General features: G+C 71.0%; 15 protein-coding genes and 1 pseudogene. 13 read left to right on the top strand and 3 right to left on the bottom strand.

Annotated elements, in window-relative coordinates; translation table 11 throughout:
• Positions 1-8 precede the first annotated feature (8 nt).
• Entirely contained in the window at positions 9-776 is a 768-nt protein-coding gene (map, locus tag H4N64_RS27455; protein ID WP_186285108.1) for a type I methionyl aminopeptidase, read from the top strand.
• A 121-nt stretch (positions 777-897) separates the two neighbouring features.
• Positions 898-3,438: an ATP-dependent Clp protease ATP-binding subunit gene (locus H4N64_RS27450; protein WP_186285107.1), complete on the top strand. Its 2,541-nt coding sequence runs from the start codon at positions 898-900 to the stop codon at positions 3,436-3,438.
• On the opposite strand, the gene ggt is transcribed toward H4N64_RS27450, so the two are convergent.
• Positions 3,439-5,238: a gamma-glutamyltransferase gene (ggt, locus tag H4N64_RS27445; RefSeq protein ID WP_186285106.1), complete on the bottom strand. Its 1,800-nt coding sequence runs from the start codon at positions 5,236-5,238 to the stop codon at positions 3,439-3,441.
• Between the two features lie 82 nt (positions 5,239-5,320).
• On the opposite strand from ggt, the gene H4N64_RS27440 reads away from it, so the two are divergent.
• Together H4N64_RS27440 and H4N64_RS27435 are read left to right on the top strand one after the other, a co-directional pair.
• Positions 5,321-6,079 carry a hypothetical protein gene (locus tag H4N64_RS27440; RefSeq protein ID WP_186285105.1) on the top strand — a complete coding sequence of 253 codons (759 nt, stop codon included), beginning with the start codon at positions 5,321-5,323 and terminating at the stop codon, positions 6,077-6,079.
• Positions 6,080-6,145: 66 nt separating this feature from the next.
• Positions 6,146-6,438: pseudogene (locus tag H4N64_RS27435) on the top strand (CocE/NonD family hydrolase C-terminal non-catalytic domain-containing protein); the annotation flags it as partial.
• 260 nt (positions 6,439-6,698) lie between these two features.
• Here H4N64_RS27435 and H4N64_RS27430 read toward each other — a convergent pair.
• Positions 6,699-7,442, bottom strand: coding sequence for an amino acid ABC transporter ATP-binding protein (locus H4N64_RS27430; RefSeq protein WP_186285104.1), 744 nt, complete (start codon positions 7,440-7,442; stop codon positions 6,699-6,701).
• 126 nt (positions 7,443-7,568) lie between these two features.
• Positions 7,569-8,009, bottom strand: a complete 441-nt coding sequence (locus H4N64_RS27425; RefSeq protein ID WP_186285103.1) for a DUF6278 family protein — start codon at positions 8,007-8,009, stop codon at positions 7,569-7,571.
• 156 nt (positions 8,010-8,165) lie between these two features.
• Here H4N64_RS27425 and H4N64_RS27420 point away from each other — a divergent pair, with 156 nt between their 5' ends.
• The 9 genes from H4N64_RS27420 to H4N64_RS27380 all read left to right on the top strand — a co-directional run bounded on the left by H4N64_RS27420 (position 8,166) and on the right by H4N64_RS27380 (position 17,503).
• The gene (locus H4N64_RS27420; RefSeq protein ID WP_186285102.1) at positions 8,166-9,482 is read left to right on the top strand and encodes a radical SAM/SPASM domain-containing protein; all 1,317 of its coding nucleotides are present in this window, start codon (positions 8,166-8,168) and stop codon (positions 9,480-9,482) included.
• A 137-nt stretch (positions 9,483-9,619) separates the two neighbouring features.
• Positions 9,620-9,781 carry a hypothetical protein gene (locus H4N64_RS27415; RefSeq protein ID WP_176711692.1) on the top strand — a complete coding sequence of 54 codons (162 nt, stop codon included), beginning with the start codon at positions 9,620-9,622 and terminating at the stop codon, positions 9,779-9,781.
• A 245-nt stretch (positions 9,782-10,026) separates the two neighbouring features.
• Positions 10,027-11,499 carry a coproporphyrinogen-III oxidase family protein gene (locus H4N64_RS27410; RefSeq protein ID WP_186285101.1) on the top strand — a complete coding sequence of 491 codons (1,473 nt, stop codon included), beginning with the start codon at positions 10,027-10,029 and terminating at the stop codon, positions 11,497-11,499.
• Between the two features lie 4 nt (positions 11,500-11,503).
• The gene (locus H4N64_RS27405; protein WP_186285100.1) at positions 11,504-12,220 is read left to right on the top strand and encodes an alpha/beta fold hydrolase; all 717 of its coding nucleotides are present in this window, start codon (positions 11,504-11,506) and stop codon (positions 12,218-12,220) included.
• A gap of 39 nt (positions 12,221-12,259) precedes the next feature.
• Positions 12,260-13,057 carry a class I SAM-dependent methyltransferase gene (locus H4N64_RS27400; protein WP_186285099.1) on the top strand — a complete coding sequence of 266 codons (798 nt, stop codon included), beginning with the start codon at positions 12,260-12,262 and terminating at the stop codon, positions 13,055-13,057.
• 1 nt (position 13,058) lies between these two features.
• Positions 13,059-13,904: a TrmO family methyltransferase domain-containing protein gene (locus H4N64_RS46440; protein ID WP_186285098.1), complete on the top strand. Its 846-nt coding sequence runs from the start codon at positions 13,059-13,061 to the stop codon at positions 13,902-13,904.
• Between the two features lie 24 nt (positions 13,905-13,928).
• Positions 13,929-15,200 carry an MFS transporter gene (locus H4N64_RS27390; protein WP_186285097.1) on the top strand — a complete coding sequence of 424 codons (1,272 nt, stop codon included), beginning with the start codon at positions 13,929-13,931 and terminating at the stop codon, positions 15,198-15,200.
• Complete coding sequence (locus H4N64_RS27385; RefSeq protein WP_186285096.1) at positions 15,184-16,809, top strand: FAD-dependent oxidoreductase; 1,626 nt, start codon at positions 15,184-15,186, stop codon at positions 16,807-16,809. The genes H4N64_RS27390 and H4N64_RS27385 overlap by 17 nt, the downstream gene beginning before the upstream one ends.
• Positions 16,810-16,927: 118 nt before the next feature.
• Positions 16,928-17,503, top strand: a complete 576-nt coding sequence (locus H4N64_RS27380; RefSeq protein WP_186285095.1) for a TetR/AcrR family transcriptional regulator — start codon at positions 16,928-16,930, stop codon at positions 17,501-17,503.
• Positions 17,504-17,561 lie beyond the last annotated feature (58 nt).

The raw sequence follows: 17,561 nt of genomic DNA, 5'->3' as shown, positions 1-17,561 counted from the left end.
TAATTGGCATGGTGGAACTGAAGACGGACACATCGATCGATGCCATGTACGAGGCGGGCCAGGTCGTCGCCCGCGGCCTGACAGCCGTACGAGAAGCCGCTGACGTGGGCGTTTCCCTGCGGGAGCTGGACGAGGTGGCCCATGCCGTCCTGCGGGAGGCGGGCGCGACATCCCCCTTCCTCGGCTACCGCCCGTCCTTCGCGCCGACCCCGTTCCCCGCCGTCATCTGCGCCTCGGTGAACGACGCGATCGTGCACGGCATCCCCACCGCGTACCGCCTGCGCGACGGCGACCTGGTGTCCATCGACTTCGGCGCCCAACTGGGCGGCTGGGCCGGTGACTCGGCGATCACCTTCACCGTGGGCAGGCCGCGCCCGGCGGACCTGCGCCTGATCGACACGGCCGAGCGTGCCCTGGCCGCCGGCATCGAGGCGGCCGTGGTCGGCAACCGCATCGGCGACATCGCCCACGCCATCGGCACGGTCTGCCGCGAGGCGGGCTACGGCATCCCCGACGGCTTCGGCGGCCATGGCATCGGCCGCCAGATGCACGAGGACCCCGGGGTCCCGAACGAGGGCCGCCCCCGCCGAGGCATGCCCCTGCGCCACGGCATGGCCCTGGCGATCGAGCCGATGCTGATCACGGGCGGCAAGGACGGCTACCACGCGGCCCCGGACGGCTGGACCCTCAAGTCGAACGACGGATCGAGGGCGGCGCACGTGGAGCACACGGTGGCGATTACAGAAGAGGGCCCAAGGATTCTGACGGCCAGGTGACGCAGGCCCCGTCCGTAGGCGCCAGAACGTGCCCACCGCAACAGAACATGCCATCGTGACATAAGCGCACCATGTCCGGGTTACCCGACTCCGGTACGTCGTCAACGAAGGTACGGATCCGATGACCAGCGGCTTCTTCCCGGAAGGTCCGGAGGGGGACCCCTTCGGAGAATTCCTCGCCCGATTCTTCGGCGGCCCCCGCCCCGGCCCCCGACAGATCAACATCGGCCAGCTGCTCAGCCAACCGGCCAGGGAACTCGTCCGCGGCGCCGCCCAGTACGCCGCCGAACACGGCAGCCGGGACCTGGACACCCAGCACCTGCTGCGCGCGGCCCTCTCCGCCGAGCCCACGAGAAGTCTGCTCAGCCGGGCCGGGGCGGACCCGGACTCCCTGGCCACGGAGATCGACGAGCGCTCGGGCCCGGTCCAGCACCCGCCGGGAGAGGTCCCACCGCCGACGTCGCTCTCGCTCACCCCGGCCGCCAAGCGCGCCCTGCTCGACGCGCACGAACTGGCCAGGGCCCGCGGCGCCGGTCACATCGGCCCGGAGCACGTGCTCAGCGCCCTCGCCGCGAACCCGGACTCCGCAGCCGGGCACATCCTGAACTCGGCGCGCTTCGGCCCCGCCGGCCTGCCGCCCGAGGCGCCGGACACCGCACCGCGCCCCGAGCGCCCCCGGTCCGTGGACACGCCGACGCTGGACAAGTACGGCCGCGATCTGACCTACCTCGCCCGCCAGGGCCGTATCGACCCGGTGATCGGGCGGGACGAGGAGATCGAGCAGACCATCGAGGTGCTCTCCCGGCGCGGCAAGAACAACCCCGTGCTGATCGGCGACGCGGGCGTCGGCAAGACCGCCGTGGTGGAGGGGCTGGCCCAGCGGATCGCCGACGGGGACGTCCCGGACGTGCTCAGCGGGCGGCGCGTGATCGCGCTGGACCTCACGGGGGTCGTCGCGGGCACCCGCTACCGGGGCGACTTCGAGGAGCGCATGACCAACATCGTGGGCGAGATCCGCGCCCACTCCGACCGGCTGATCGTCTTCATCGACGAACTGCACACCGTCGTCGGCGCCGGGGGCGGCGGCGAGGGCGGTGCGATGGACGCCGGGAACATCCTCAAGCCCGCCCTCGCCCGCGGCGAGCTGCACATCGTGGGCGCCACCACACTGGAGGAGTACCGGCGGATCGAGAAGGACGCGGCCCTCTCCCGCCGCTTCCAGCCGATCCTGGTGCCCGAGCCGACCACCGCGGACGCCATCGAGATCCTGCGCGGCCTCAGGGACCGCTACGAGGCCCACCACCAGGTCCGCTACAGCGACGAGGCCCTCGTCGCCGCCGTGGAGCTGTCCGACCGCTATCTCACCGACCGCCGGCTGCCGGACAAGGCGATCGACCTGATCGACCAGGCCGGCGCCCGGGTACGGCTGCGGGCGCGCACCAAGGGCACGGACGTACGGGCCATGGAGCGCGAGGTCGAGCAGCTGGCCCGGGACAAGGACCAGGCGGTCGCGGACGAGCAGTACGAGACGGCCACCCAACTGCGCGACCGGATCGTGGAGTTGAAGCAGCGGATCACGGACGCCGAGGGCGACGGCGCGGCCGACGAGGGGCAGAACCTCGAAGTGACCGCCGAGGCGGTCGCGGAGGTCGTGTCACGGCTGACCGGTATCCCGGTGGCCAGCCTGACCGAGGAGGAGAAGGACCGGCTGCTCAATCTTGAGCAGCATCTGCACGAGCGGGTCGTCGGCCAGGACGAGGCCGTGCGCGTGGTCTCCGAGGCGGTGATGCGCTCGCGGGCCGGGCTCGCCAGTCCGGACCGGCCGATCGGCAGCTTCCTCTTCCTCGGCCCGACCGGCGTCGGCAAGACCGAACTGGCCCGGGCGCTCGCCGAGGCGCTGTTCAGCAGCGAGGAGCGCATGGTCCGCCTGGACATGAGCGAGTACCAGGAGCGGCACACCGTGAGCCGTCTGGTGGGCGCCCCGCCCGGTTATGTCGGCCACGAGGAGGCGGGCCAGCTCACCGAGGTGGTGCGCAGGCACCCGTACTCCCTGCTGCTGCTGGACGAGGTGGAGAAGGCGCACCCGGACGTCTTCAACATCCTGCTCCAGGTGCTGGACGACGGACGGCTGACCGACGCGCAGGGCCGCACGGTGGACTTCACCAGCACGGTCATCGTCATGACCAGCAACCTCGGCTCCGAGGCGATCACCCGGCGCGGTGCCGGGATCGGCTTCGGGGCGGGCGGTGAGGAGGCGGACGAGGAGGCGCGGCGGGAGCGGATCCTGCGGCCGCTGCGCGAGCACTTCCGGCCCGAGTTCCTCAACCGTATCGACGAGATCGTGGTGTTCCGGCAGCTCGACCCCGACCAGCTGCGGCAGATCACCAACCTGCTGCTGGACCGGACACGCAGGCTCATGCAGGCGCAGGACGTCACGGTCGAGTTCACCGAGCCGGCCGTCGACTGGCTCGCCGAGCGCGGCTATCAGCCCGAGTACGGCGCCCGTCCGCTGCGCCGCACCATCCAGCGCGAGGTCGACAACCAGCTGTCGCGGCTGCTGCTGGACGGCCGGGTCGCGGAGGGCGGCCGGGTGGAGGTGGCCGTCGAGGACGGACGCCTGGCCTTCCGGACGGAAGGCGCGGCGCCCGCCCCCGAGTTGTGACTACGGCGCCGGGTGCACGACCATCGCCGAGCCGCCGCCCCGGCGTGCCTTCTCGGCGGCGGCGAGCCACTTGCCGTCCGGCAGTCGCTGGACGCCGGTGGCCGCGCCGATCTCGGGATTGAGCCGGAAGCCGTGCCCGATCGACTCCAGCTGTGCCCTCAACGGGCTGTTGTACAGCCCGGGTTCGAGCTCGGTGGTCGTCTGGTTGCGCTGGCTGGCGCGCGGCGCGGCGATGGCGTCGACGAGCGGCTGTCCACGGTCGAGGAAGCCGGTCAGGGTCTGCAGCACCGTTGTGATGATGGTGGCGCCACCGGGCGAACCGAGCGCCACGACGGGCCTGCCGTGCTGGTCGAGAACGATCGTCGGGGACATGGAGGAGCGCGGCCGCTTGCCCGGACCCGGCAGATTCGGGTCGTGAACGGCTGGGTTGGCGGGGGCGAAGGAGAAGTCCGTCAGCTCGTTGTTGAGGATGAAGCCGCGGCCCGGGACCGTGATGCCGCTGCCGCCGGTCTGCTCGATGGTCAGCGTGTACGAGACCACGTTGCCCCACTTGTCGGCCACCGTCAGATGGGTCGTGCTGTCGCCCTCGTACGTCGTCGGGGCCGCCGTACCACCCGCGTCGCAGGCGGCCGGGTTGCGCGGGTCCCCCGGCGCGAGCGGGCTCGTCAGCACGGCGTCGTCCTTGATCAGGCATTCCCGGGAGTCGGCGTACCGCTGCGACAGCAGCTCCTTCGTCGGTACGTCCTCGAAGGCGGGGTCGCCCACCCAGCGCCCTCGGTCGGCGAACGCGATCCGGCTCGCCTCGATGTAGCGATGCAGGTACTGGACCTCGCTCGCCTTCGAAAGGTCGGTCCGCTCAACGATGTTGAGAGCCTCACCGACAGTCGTGCCACCGGAGGAAGAGGGCGCCATGGAGTAGACGTCGAGACCGCGGTACGAGGTCTTCGTGGGCGCCTGGAGTTTGACGCGGTAGGCGGAGAGGTCCTTGGCGGTGAGGTCGCCGGGGCGGGCGTTCCAGCCGGTAGCGGGGTCCACGGGCGGCTTGTTGACCGTGTTCACGATGTCCTCGGCGAGGTCGCCGCGGTACAGCGCGCGCGCTCCTTCCCGGCCCAACTGCTTGTAGGTACGGGCGAGATCGGGGTTCTTGAAGGTGGAGCCGACGACCGGGAGCGACCCGCCGGGCAGGAACAGCTCGGTGGTGTCGGGGAAGTAGCGGAACCGCTTCTCGTTCGCGGCGGTCTGCGCGCGGAAGGTGTCGTCGACCACGAAGCCCTCGCGGGCGAGGCGCTCGGCCGGCTTGAGCAGGCTCCCGAGCTTCTTGCTGCCCCACTTGTCCAGCGCCGTCTGCCAGGTCGCGGGTGTGCCCGGCGTCCCGACACCGAGGCCGCTGCTGACGGCGTCGGCGAAGGCGAGCGGCTTGCCGTTCTCCAGGAACAGCCCGGAGTCCGCGCTCAGCGGGGCGGTCTCACGGCCGTCGATCGTGCGTACCGTACGGGACCCCGCGTCGTAGTAGACGAAGTAGCCGCCTCCTCCGATGCCCGCGGAGTAGGGCTCGGTGACGCCCAGCGCGGCGGCGGTGGCGACGGCCGCGTCGACGGCGTTGCCGCCCTTCTTCAGCACCTCGATCCCGGCGGCGGAGGCGTCCGCGTCGACGCTCGCCACGGCGCCGCCGTAGCCCACGGCGACGGGGACCTTCTCGACGGCCGTACCGGAAGCGGTGGGAGGCGCCGCCGCCCCCACCGACACCACGGCGGCAGAGACCGCGAGGACCGACAGCTTGCGTGCGACGGAAAGACGCATCCGCACCTCCAGTCAGGAACCGTTCGCGCAGCCTAATGGATCGACATGCCCCCGTCAGGAGCACGCGCTACCATGCGCGCCCATGAATGACGACGTACGCAATATCGTCCTCGGCGTGGTGGCCGCAGGCATCAGTGCCGCGATCGGCTGGCTGGCCCGGACCTATGTGTGGAAGCGGAAGCTCCGCCGCAAGCAGGCCTTCTTCGGGCTGCCGGAGAACTCGGAGTCACTGCTCGTCGTCAACCGCGACCCGGCCACCTCCGAACCCGCGGTGCACCGCTTCGACGTCTTCGCACTGCTGGAGCTGTCCGCGCTGATCAAGGACTGCGGCGCGCACACCCAGGTGGTCACGCAGGACGCGGTCCATCAGGGCTTCGGCGAGCGCACCGAGTTCTGTGTGGGCGGCCCGGGGTCGAACCGGCGCATGCTGGCCCACATGTCCGCGATGCTGCCCGGGATACGCATCAACATCGACCCCGAACCCGGCCCGGACCGGGGCGCCTTCCAGATCGGCACCGAGCGCTACCGGCTGGAGGCGGGCGTCGCCGAGTACGTACTGCTGGCCAGGCTCACCGCGGGCGACCCGAAGCAGAGCCGTCCGGTCTTCCTCTTCTGCGGCCAGCGCGCCATCACCAACCAGGCCGCGACCCGCTATCTGGCCCGCAACCACGAGCGCCTGACCCGCAAGTACGGCAGCAACTCCTTCGTCCTGCTGCTGAAGGTCGTCAACTCCCAGGCCTATGGACCGGACGTGGTCGAACTGGTCGGCGATGTCACCCGGACCGCGCAGACGCCCCTGCCGGCCCCGGCGGCTCCCCGTAACTCCCACCGCGCCTCCTGAGGATCTCGCAAGGCTCTGCGCACGACCGCCGTGGGCATCGTCTCGGCGTACCCTGATCGCCGGCGTCGGCCCAGCGGTACCCTCGTCGCCCATCTCTACGACGGGGGCCCGCCCGGCCTCGGCAAGCTGGTCAGCAACGCGCCCTGCACCTTCCACGGGCGTACGCCCCACAAGCCGTTCGGCGTCGGCCTGGAGCGTTTCCCACGGCCTGCGACGTCCCGGCGGGGCACCGGCTCGCCCTGGTGGTCGACACGGTCGACCCGCTCTGCATCGAGCACAACCCGACCGGCGCGCAGCTGACCTTCTCCTCGCCGGCGAACGACCCGTCGTACGTGTCGGTCCCGTTGCGCGAGCAGTGATCTCCGACTGCCGCCGGATCGGGTATGGCTCTGTGTCTGCTGCCCCCTGCGGTCGAGGGGCCGTGGGGGTATTCCCCCCTCCGGCAGCAGCGTCCCCGGCTGAACCGGCCGGCCACGGCGACCGCTAGGGGGACGAACCGCCCATCGTAGTCGAGGGCCGGCGCGGGACACTTCCCGGGCGGTGAGCGGGGCTTGAGCATCCGTCGTCCGGTGCCGTCGAGGACACAGGTGTGGTACGCGGCATGGGTCGCACTCCCCGTTCAGTGCTTGAGGATCTTGGACAGGAAGTCCCGGGCGCGCTCGCTCTCCGGGGCGGTGAAGAAGTCCTCGGGCGCGCGGTCCTCGACGATGCGGCCGTCGGACATGAAGACGACGCGGTTGGCGGCGGACCGGGCGAAGCCCATCTCGTGGGTGACGACGACCATGGTCATGCCCTCGCGGGCCAGTTGCCGCATGACTTCGAGCACCTCGTTGATCATCTCGGGGTCGAGCGCCGAGGTCGGCTCGTCGAACAGCAGCGCCTTGGGCTCCATGGCGAGGGCGCGGGCGATGGCCACCCGCTGCTGCTGTCCGCCGGAGAGCTGGGCCGGGAACTTGTCGGCCTGGTCGGCGAGGCCCACCCGGTCGAGGAGTTCACGGGAGCGCTTGTCCGCCTGCTCCTTCTTGCGGCCGCGGACCCTGATCTGACCCAGCGAGATGTTCTGCAGAACGGTCTTGTGGGCGAAGAGGTTGAAGGACTGGAAGACCATGCCGACATCGGCGCGCAGCCGTGCGAGGGCCTTGCCCTCCTCGGGCAGCGGCTGTCCGGCGAGCAGGATCGTGCCGGAGCGGATCGTCTCCAGCCTGTTGATCGCCCTGCACAGGGTCGACTTCCCCGACCCCGAAGGGCCGATGACCACGACCACCTCCCCCTTGCCGACGGTGAGGTTGACGTCCTGCAGGACGTGCAGCTCTCCGTAGTACTTGTTGACGTCACGCAGTTCGATCAACGGATCGAGGACCATGCCCAGCCCTACCCACTCTCAGCTGTGTCGTGGTTGCCGCAAACTATCCAGACAAAACGGGAACTAATGGGCGACACGCACTTTTCGGGCATTAGCCGTATTTAAGCCGCAGCTCAGGCCAGGGATTCACGCCTCCGCGACCTCCGCGTAGAGCTGCGAGAGCTCCGGCACACCACTGGAGGCCCACTCGTGCCCGGAGGCGACGACATCGAACTCACGGCCCGAGGAGAGCCGTACGACGGGCTGGCCGCTCGGCCAGATCTCCCACTGCGCGCCCGGGACCGTGCGCACGATGACCGTACCGAGGTAGAGACCGGCGTCGTTGCCGAGCCAGGGCAGCACCTCCTCGTCGTCGCGCCAGCGCGGCAGCAGCTGGTCGAGGGCCTCCAGCGAGGCGGCGGAGTCGTCGAGACGGATCCCCTCCCGGGACGCCTGGGAGCGGAGCAGATCGCACTCGGAGAGCAGCTCGGCGATGCCCTCGTGAGTGTCGTCGCCGTCCGCGAACACGGCGACGCCGCGGGCGAGACCATGCCGCTTCCGCCAGGCGTCCAGGAAAGGGATGTTCATACGCTCAGCCTCGCACCGACCATGCCACCGGCACCACCGGCACGCGGGAACCGACCGCCCGGATACCTCTTGCCAAAGCTTATTCATTCTCCGTAGAGTTCATCAGGTCATGAGTTCAACGAATGTTGACTTTGGCCTTCCGGGAGGCGGGGACCCGTGCGGAAGATCCCATTCCAGGTGAACGAGGGCGGATTGGTCGCCCTCCTGCCCAACGGTCATGTGGAGTTCCTCGCCGACTCGGCGCGACAGCTGATCCTGCGGCACAACGCCGGACGGCCGGTCCCCGCCGAGGAGTTGATGACCCACGCGCTCAGCGATCCGCTGGTGACCCTGGACCGGTTCCATCTGTCCGCCCCGGCCATCGCGTTCGTGGAGACCACGAACCTGTGCAACCTGCGCTGCAAGCACTGTTACGCGGACTCCGCGCTCAAGCGCCCCGACGAGATGTCCACCCCGCGCATCAAGGCCCTGCTCGACGAGTTCGCCGAGATGGGCGTGCTCCAGGTCTTCCTGACGGGGGGCGAGATCTTCTCGCACCGGGACGCGGTGGAGATCATCCGGTACGCCCGCAGCAAGCCGTTCAGCACCCAGATCTTCACCAACGGCCTGCTGATCACCGAGGAGAAGCTCGCGGCGATCCCGCCCGGCCAGTCGTTCTTCATCAGCTTCGACACCGCCGACCCCGAGCGCACCGTGCGCGGGCGGATGGACTTTCCCAAGCTCCAGCGCGCCTTCGAGACGATGCGCCGGCACGGCCATGTGTTCCGTACCGCGATCTCCGTCCACCGCAACAACATCCAGGACGCCGAGGAGATCTTCGAGTGGTGCGCGGAGCGGGGCTACCCCCGGCCGCAGTGGCTGGAGACCCACCCCGTGGGCCGCGCCCTGCTCCACCCGGACATGCTGCTGCGCCCCGAGGACGTCGACGAGGTCTTCGAGGTCTACCGGCGCTGCATGGAGCGGTACTCCACCTCCCCGGACATCCAACCCGACATCGGGCCCGAGGCCCCTTCGGGCCCGGAGGCCGGCGGGCGGGCCGCGGACGAGATCCGCGGTGTGGACACCATCCAGTTCTGCCAGCGCCTCGAACGCGCCGTCGGCCAGGAGAAGTGCGGCCGCTCGGTCGTCTACGTCAACAGCCGCGGCGATGTCTACCCGTGCAGCAACTGCATGTCGGGACAGCTGCACCGGGCCGGGAACCTGACCGAGCGGTCCTTCGCCGACATCTGGGAGACCGGCTTCGACGCCTTCCGCGACATCCGGTTCAGCGACCACACCGTGTGCGGAAGCTGCCCGGTGGCCGCGGAGGACATCTGGTGCCAGTTCCGGTGCCCCCCGCTGGCCCGCAATCTCACCGGCGACCCGAAGGGGTGCGGTGCCACCGAGTACCTCCAGGAGTTCATGCTGCGCGCCGGCCGCTACTGGCGGGAGCGCAAGCGACGCGACGTACGCCTGACTCTCACCCCGCGTTAGACGCGGCCCCACCGGCCGTGTGCCGATCGCGCCCGGCGATCTCGCCGGGCCCCACCGACCCCGCTCCCGACGTCGTGAGCGGGCCCCGTCCGCGGGCGGCGCGACCGCTGCCGCCCCTCATCGAAGGGAACACGGACATGCCCGAAGAGAAGAAGGTCATCCGCATCCACCTGGAGCCCGGCCAGGAGGGCGTGACGCTCAGTGCCGTCGGCGCCGCCTCGGCCACCGCACCCAGCGAGACCCTCCTGGTGGAGGCCACCAACATCACCGAGGCCACGGTCATCGAGGTCGAGGTCTGACCCACCGCCGTGGCGAGACGGACCGGAGCGCAGCAAGACCCCCCGGGCTCGTAGAGGGACGGGCCCGCGGAAGAGCGCTCAAGGGACCCCCGGGACCGCCGAGGGATCGGAAACGGGGGCGAGCGCTGCACGGCCTTCCCGGCCCGTGAGGGACGGGCCGGGAAGGGCCGCGCGAACGTCAGGCGCGGCGTGACCGACCAGCGGGGGCCCAAAGCGGCCTAGCCCGGACAGGAGACGAGGTCGCGATGAGCAAGACGGTTGCTTCAGCCGGCACCACCGCCGTGCGCCCCGGCACAGGACTCGCTCGGCTGCTCCAGGAGAACCCGGCCCTCAGGATCGGCCAGGACGACTACAACATCAACGTGACGGCCAACTACGGCGACCGGCTCGACCCCGACGAGGTCGCCGACGCCCTGCGCGCCCACCCGGGCGCCGGCCGGCCCGCGCATCTGTACTTCCATGTGCCGCTGTGCGCGTACATCTGCCACTTCTGCAACTACGTCAAGCGCAAGATCCCCGGCGGCGCGGAGGGCGAACGCGCCTCCCAGGTCTGGACCGACCTGCTGCTGGAGGAGTCGCGCCGCAGGCTCGCGCACGCGCCCTGGCTCTCCGAGGCCCGGATCGAGTCGGTGTACCTCGGCGGCGGCACCGCGTCCCTGCTGGGCACCGAGCAGTTGGGGCGGCTGGTCGAGCACATGCGGGCCGAGTACGCGCTGACCGACGACTGCGAGATCTCCCTTGAGGGCAACCCCGACAACTTCCAGCACGACGAGCTGGCCGAGGCCTGCGCCATCGGCTTCAACCGGTTCAGTGTGGGCGTGCAGTCGCTGCAGAGCGAGGTCAACGCCTTCGCCGGGCGTGGCCATGACGCGGAGATGTCGCTGCGGGCGATCGAGAAACTCCGGGCGACCGGGCGGCCGTTCAACGTCGACATGATGTTCGGGCTGCCCCACCAGACCCCCGAGAAGGTCGCCCACGACATCCGCACGCTGGTCGATCTCAAGGTGCCCACGATCACCATCTACCGGCTGCGCAACGCGGACCGGGCGAAGATGGGGATCGGCAACCGGGCGCTGTGGAACGTGGAGAGCGTCCGCGACCGGCTGCGCGAGGAGCATCTCTTCCCCGGCCTCGACGAGACGTACGAGATGCGCGAGGCCATCGTGGAGCTGCTGCTCGACGGGGGCTACCACCCGAGCCCGTGCGGCTGGTGGAACCGGCCCGGCGTCTACCCGGACGGCAACATCCCGCGGGTCTCGCGCAACAAATGGCAGCGCCACGACTCGATGATCGCCTACGGCCCCGGCGCCTACGGCTGGCTCACCGGCGACGACGACACGGTCGTGCAGACCCACAACATCGCGGACATCAGCGGCTACGCCCGGCTGATCCAGAACGGCCCCGGGCTGCCACTGGCGTTCGGGCGCAGGCTGGCCGGGGCGGAGGCGATCGGGATGGTGCTCGGGTTCGCGTTCAAGGCGAACCAGCCCATCGACGCCGCGCGGTTCAGGCGCCGGTTCGGCATCGAGCTGTTCCACGACGAGCCGTTCGCCGGGGTGTTCGCCGAACTCCTGGAGCGCGGGCTCGTGGAGCCGGTGCCGGGGGCCGCGGAGAGCGTCGTGCCCACGCTGGACGGCGAGGCCCTGCACGAGGAGATCATCAGTGTCTACTTCCACCAGCGCATCGGCTCCTTCGCCGAAGCCGTCTGCCGGAGGTGAGACCGTGAGCGTGCACCGCCACATCCAGTGGCGCCGCGATCCGGACGGTACGGCCTACCGCGCCCGCCGGTCGTTCCCGGCCGGGCCGCCGAACGCGACGGTGCTGCTCGCCGGTCCGGGAAGCGTCTCGCACCTCGACGGCGAGGGACGCGACGACCAGCTCCTGGACCGGCTGACGGCCCGTCTGGTGGCGTCGGGCGCCCAGGTGTTGCAGTGCGACATGCCCGCCCGCGACCGCGACTGCCCCGCCTCGGCCGACGACGAGCGCATCCGCGCCGAGCGGCTCGGGCGGCTGCTGGACGGCTACCGGCATGTGATGACCGGTTCCCTGTCGCTGGTGGGCTTCTCGCTCGGCGGCCAGGCACTGCTGCGGCTGCTGGAGTCGGGGGCGCCGCCGCGCGCCGACCGGGTCGTCCTGATCGGCACGGTGGTGGAGTCGGACGCCTTCCTGACCTCCCGCATCCCCCTGATCGAAATGGTCTACGGCGGTTTCGACCTGGTCGGCTATCTCGCCGACGAGTCGGACGACAAGCTGCCGCCCGCGGTGTTCGAGCCGGCCATGTACGCCGACTGGTCGGCCCGCCATCTCATCGGCACCCACTCACCCGCGGTCCGGGTCCATGTACTCGAAGGACTCGGTCACACGCTGCACCCCTGCGGCCCGGGCCCGGCCCGTGATCCGCTGCCGGCGCTCACCTCCTTGGTGGGCGTCACCACATGACGTCACGTCAGCTCACAGCACGACAGGAAAGGGAACGACATGCCCGCGAGTGAGACTCTCTCCAGCCGGCGGTTCGACAAGATCGCCGACAACTTCGCCACCAGCGAGGTGCACCGGTCGAGTCCGACGATGGAGGCGCTGCACGAGACACTCGGGCCGCAGACGGGCAGCGCGATCTGTGACGTGGCCTGTGGCGCGGGCCATCTGGCCCTGTCCTTCGCCGACGAGTACCCGGCCCGGCTGGTGGGCGTCGACCCGGCACCGTCGATGCTGGAGTCCTTCCGGGGGCTCGCCGCGGAACGGCAGGTGACGGTGGAGACCGCGCAGGCCGTCGCCGAGGAACTGCCCTTCCCCGACGCCTCGTTCGACCTGGTGGTGTCCCGGCTCGCCCCGCACCACTTCCAGGACATGCCGAAGGCGGTCGGTGAGATGACCCGGCTGCTGCGGCCGGGCGGGCGGCTCGCGGTGATCGACCTGGAGGGGCACGAGGACCCCGTGATCGACGCGCTCAACCACGAGTTGGAGATCCTGCACGACCCCACCCATCAGCGCAGCTACACCCTCGACGAATGGGTCGGCTTCTTCCAGGGCGCGGGGCTCAACGTCCCGGTCGCCCGCGGCCGTCAGGCGGAGAGCCGTACCGGGGTGCCGGTCAAGCGCTGGTGCGAGATCGCCTCCTCCGGCGCCGAGGCCGAGGCCGCGATCCGGCGGCGGCTCGCCGAGGCCCCGGCGGAACACCGTGAGGCGCTCGGGATCCGCCAGGACGGCGAGGAGTTCTACATCCCCGTGCGCACCTGCATGGTGATCGGCGTCAAGCCGCTGGGCGAGGTGTCCTGACATGCCCGTCATCCGGCTGTTCTCACCGGACGCGAGCCCGGGCCCGGCGGCCCTGGAACAACTCGCCGCCGGCGTCACGGAGTTGCTGGGGCTGCCCGCCGGTCACTGCTGGGTGTGGTGGCAGCGTCTGGAGCCCGGCACCTATCACCGGCCCGAGTGGCGCGCCCCGGACACTCCCCCGGCCCCGGTCGGGTTCGTGGTGTGCAAGGAGAGCTACAGCAAGGACCAGGTGGGCGCCCTGCTCCGGCTGCTCCAGGGGCGGCTCTCGCAGCTGCTGAACGTTCCGGCCGACGAGATCTTCCTGACCGTGCAGCGGGCCGTCGCAGGCGAGTTACTGGTCCGCGACGAGGTGTGGTTCGCGCACCTGGAGGAGCCACGGCCGGGCGCCGTCACCGACCTGGTGCCGATCGGACGCGTGCACACCGACCGCAGCGACCTGTCCGACGACTACTGGGGCGATGTCACCTCGGTGATCCGGCTGGACGGCCAGCAGTTCACCGCCGAGGCGCTGCTCGGTCTGGACACCTTCTCCCACCTGGAGGTCGTCTTCCGCTTCCACCGGGTCGCGCCGGAGAAGGTGCACACGGGGGCCCGGCATCCGCGGGGCAACCCCGACTGGCCGCGGGCCGGGATCTTCGCCCAGCGCGCGAAGAACCGCCCCAACCGCATCGGCGTCTCGCGCTGCAAGCTGCTGAAGGTGGACGGGCTCGACGTCCATGTGCGCGGCCTCGACGCCGTGGACGGCACCCCGGTGCTCGACATCAAGCCGTATCTCACCCAGTTCGGGCCGCGCGAGGACGTCGTACAGCCCGCTTGGGTCGACGACCTGATGCGGGACTACTACTGAACCTCTCCGCCGAACGGAGCCGACATGAAGAAGTCCGCCGAGCGGGAGCGGTTGCCGCGCAGCGCGCTGGCGCTGCTGGCCGCCGTGTTCGTGGACGCCCTCGGCAGCGGGCTCTACATGGCGGTCTCCGTCGTCTTCCTCACCCGCTATCTGGACCTGGGCAGCAGTGAGGTGGGGCTCGGTCTGGCCGTCGCGGGCGCGGTGTCCTTCGCGCTGCTGGTGCCCACCGGGATCCTGGCGGACCGGGCCGGTCCGCGCACCACGCTGATCGCCGCCCATCTGACCCGGGCGGCGCTGCTGGCGTGTTACCCGTTCGCGTCCGGGTTCGTGCCCTTCCTGCTCGTCGTGTCCCTGCTGGCGGTGGCCGACCGTGCCGCCTCGCCGCTGGTGCAGGGGATGTTCGGGGCGGCCGTGGACGCCGGGCAGCGAGTGCGGGCGATGGGCATGGCCCGGTCGCTGCAGAACCTGGGGCTCTCGCTCGGCGGTCTCGCGGCCGCCGGGGCACTGCTGTGGGACAGCGACGGGGTGTATCTGGCCGTCGTGTACGGCAACGCGCTGTCGTTCGTGCTCGCCGCCGCGCTGGTGGCCCGGCTGCGGGCCGGCCGGGGCGGCGGGGGCCGGCCGCTGCCGTGGCGGCGGCGCCTCGCGGTCTTCCGGGACCGGCGGTTCACCGGGCTGACCGTCCTCAACTCCGTGGTGAGCCTGCATGTGACGGTGCTGACGGTCGGCATCCCGCTGTGGGTGCTGGCCCATGACGAGCTGCCCCGGCCGGTGATCGCCTGGACGCTGGTGCTCAACACGGTCGTGGTCGTGCTGTTCCAGGTGCGGGCGACGCACGGCATCGAGAGCGCCGAGGACGGCGGCCGGGCGCTGCGGCTGAGCGGTCTGCTGCTCGCCGCGGGCTGCTGTGCGCTGGCCGCGACCGGCGAACTGCCCACGGCCTGGGCGGTCGCGGTGCTGCTCGGCGCGGTGGCCTTCCAGGCGTTCGCGGAGATGCACCAGCAGGCGGGCGCCTGGGCCATCTCCTACGACCTCGCGCCCGAGGACCGCCGCCAGGTGTATCTGGCTTTCTTCAGCCTGGGCAACGCCGCCCGCAACACCTACGGTCCGCTCGTCGTCACGTTCCTCGTGGTGCAACGGGGGGCCGTCGGCTGGCTGCTGCTCGGTGCCCTGGCCCTCGGCTCCGGTGCCTGGGCGGCGCGGGCCGGCCGGCCTACCGCCGCTTCCGGTGCGCAGCCCGCACCGGCCGTATCGCTGACAGATGTCCAAGGAGAGTCCCATGGCACCCACCCCTGAGCAGTCCGTGATCATCGTCGGAGCAGGACCCACCGGACTGGCGCTGGCCTGTGAGCTGGCCGCCGCCGGAGTCTCCTGCACCGTTCTGGAGCGCCGTACGGAGGTGTCCGGGCAGTCCCGTGCCATGGCCCTGTACAGCAGGACCCTGGAGGTGCTGGACCTGCGCGGCCACGCCGACGCGCTCACCGCGGTGGGCCGCCCGGTCGGCCGGATGCTGCCGGCGCAGGGCGCGTCGATCGACTTCACCGCGATCGACAGCCCCTTCCCTGCGCTGTACGTGGTCCCGCAGAGCCGCACCGAGGAGGCGCTCCAGCAGCGCGCGATCGACCTCGGGGTGATCGTGCAGCGCGGGGCCGAGCTGTTCGGCCTTGAGCAGGACGCGACAGGGGTACGGCTGCAGGTGCGCACCGAGTCCGGCGAGTGGGAGGAGACCGCCGACTACGTGGTCGGCTGCGACGGCGCGCACAGCGCGGTGCGCGAGCTGTCCGGCATCGCCTTCCGCGGCCGTACGTACGACATCGCGCCGATCCTCGCGGACGTACGCCTTGAGACCCCGCCTCCGGACGATGTGACGATCCTGACCGGGGGCGGCGCGATGATGGTGTCGATCCCCTTCGGGGACGGTTTCCACCGGATCGCGGTGGGGCACCGGGACCACCCGTGGACGCGGGACGAGGTGACGCTTGAGGAACTGGCCGAGCGGCTGAAGGAGGTGCTCGGCTTTGACCCGAAGCCGCACGATCCGCGGTGGATGGCCCGGTTCAAGATCCACCAGCGGCTCGCAGACCAGTACCGGACGGGCCGGGTGCTGCTCGCGGGCGACGCGGCGCATCTGCACTCCCCGCTCGGCGGGCAGGGCCTGAACCTCGGTATCCAGGACGCCGTCAACCTCGGCTGGAAGCTGGCCGCCACGCTCCAGGGCTGGGCGCCGGCCGGTCTGCTCGACACCTATCAGAGCGAGCGCCGGCCGCAGGCGCAGAAGATCCTCAAGGCCACTGACCATGCCACCCGGATGGCCACCCACCCCTCGCCGGTGGTGACGGGGCTGCGCCGCGCGGTGCTGACCCGGCTCCTCGGGCGTCGCAAGATCCAGAAGTTCGCCGGCGAGACGCTGTCCGGACTACGGGCCGGTTACGCCGGCCGGGGCCGCCCGGCCGTGCTCGGCGGCGCCCGGCTGCGCCCCGGGCAGCGGGTGCCGGATCTGGCGGTGGCGCAGGCGGAGGGAGCGCCGGTACGGCTGTACGAGCTGATGCGCGACGGCCGGTTCCTGCTGCTCGACCTGCGTGAGGACGGTGGGGCCGCCGCGGTCGCCGAGGCCTGGGGCTCCCGGGTCTGCCCGGTCCGGGTCGACGGCGACGTTCCCCGACTCTCCGGACTCAGCGCCGTGTTGGTCCGCCCGGACGGCTACGCTGCGTGGGTGGACAGCACGTCGTCGACCACGGGCCGCGAGGCGCGCGTACGGCAGGCCCTGCACCGCTGGTGCGGTACCGAGGGCCCGACCCCGCAACGGCAGCCGGCCCCCGCCGCCGACAGCGCCCCGGCCCGCCCCGCCCAGGAGAAACCGGCCGAGGCTCCGGACACGGAGCCGGCCGCCGCCGACCGCACGTGACGAGAGGAAACCGTGGACTTCCCCCACAGCCCGGCCGACCCCCTCGATCTGCTTCCCGCGCGGCGGTCCGCCGTCGCGTGGGCGCTCGCACGGACAGGACGCAGAAAGGCTCGTCGCCATGGCACAGCAGCTGATGTCGGCGCGTTCCCAGCGGACCCGCGAGGCCATACTGCGGGCGGCTCGGATGCACTTCGCGGCCGACGGGTACCAGCGGTCGACGATAAGGGCCATCGCGGCCACGGCCTCCATCGACCCGTCCATGGTCATGCGCTACTTCGGCAGCAAGGGACAGCTCTTCGACGCGGCGCTCGACGTCGACCTGCATCTGCCGGACCTCACGGGCACGCCCGCGGAGCTGCTCCCGCAGGCGCTGATCACGCACTTCCTCGCGCCGTGGGAGGACGACCTGGACGAGGGCTCGATGCGGCTGCTGCTGCGCTGCGCGGCGACCAACGAGCGGGCGGCGGAGCATCTGCGGCAGATGCTGCACGAGCAGTTCACCAGCAGTCTGCGCGGCGCCCTCGGGGCGGAGCGTGCGGCAGCCTGCAGCGGGATACTCGCGGCACAGTTGCTGGGCGTGGCGTTCACCCGGTACGTCCTGCGGCTGCGGCCGATCGCCGATCTCCCGGTGGCGGCGCTGGCCGATCTGGTGACGCCGTCGCTGCGGACGGTGTTGGCGGCGGACGAAGGATGAACAGGGAACGTAAGGAAGAACCCAAGACTCCGTATGCCCATGGCCTCACGTCATCCCG

It is taken from the genome of Streptomyces cupreus (assembly GCF_014257025.1).
Lineage (GTDB): Bacteria > Actinomycetota > Actinomycetes > Streptomycetales > Streptomycetaceae > Streptomyces > Streptomyces cupreus.
Note: the sequence above shows the minus strand (reverse complement) of the source record. Positions and strands in the feature narration are given on the sequence as shown.

What these genes read in the sequence shown, in the direction of transcription:
- H4N64_RS27390 (WP_186285097.1), top strand. Translation starts at nt 13,929, where the DNA reads ATGAAGAAGTCCGCCGAGCGGGAGCGGTTGCCGCGCAGCGCGCTGGCG.
- H4N64_RS27440 (WP_186285105.1), top strand. Translation starts at nt 5,321, where the DNA reads ATGAATGACGACGTACGCAATATCGTCCTCGGCGTGGTGGCCGCAGGC.
- H4N64_RS27380 (WP_186285095.1), top strand. Translation starts at nt 16,928, where the DNA reads ATGGCACAGCAGCTGATGTCGGCGCGTTCCCAGCGGACCCGCGAGGCC.
- H4N64_RS27410 (WP_186285101.1), top strand. Translation starts at nt 10,027, where the DNA reads ATGAGCAAGACGGTTGCTTCAGCCGGCACCACCGCCGTGCGCCCCGGC.
- H4N64_RS27425 (WP_186285103.1), bottom strand. Translation starts at nt 8,009, where the DNA reads ATGAACATCCCTTTCCTGGACGCCTGGCGGAAGCGGCATGGTCTCGCC.
- H4N64_RS46440 (WP_186285098.1), top strand. Translation starts at nt 13,059, where the DNA reads ATGCCCGTCATCCGGCTGTTCTCACCGGACGCGAGCCCGGGCCCGGCG.
- H4N64_RS27415 (WP_176711692.1), top strand. Translation starts at nt 9,620, where the DNA reads ATGCCCGAAGAGAAGAAGGTCATCCGCATCCACCTGGAGCCCGGCCAG.
- H4N64_RS27430 (WP_186285104.1), bottom strand. Translation starts at nt 7,442, where the DNA reads ATGGTCCTCGATCCGTTGATCGAACTGCGTGACGTCAACAAGTACTAC.
- H4N64_RS27385 (WP_186285096.1), top strand. Translation starts at nt 15,184, where the DNA reads ATGGCACCCACCCCTGAGCAGTCCGTGATCATCGTCGGAGCAGGACCC.
- H4N64_RS27400 (WP_186285099.1), top strand. Translation starts at nt 12,260, where the DNA reads ATGCCCGCGAGTGAGACTCTCTCCAGCCGGCGGTTCGACAAGATCGCC.
- map (WP_186285108.1), top strand. Translation starts at nt 9, where the DNA reads ATGGTGGAACTGAAGACGGACACATCGATCGATGCCATGTACGAGGCG.
- H4N64_RS27450 (WP_186285107.1), top strand. Translation starts at nt 898, where the DNA reads ATGACCAGCGGCTTCTTCCCGGAAGGTCCGGAGGGGGACCCCTTCGGA.
- ggt (WP_186285106.1), bottom strand. Translation starts at nt 5,238, where the DNA reads ATGCGTCTTTCCGTCGCACGCAAGCTGTCGGTCCTCGCGGTCTCTGCC.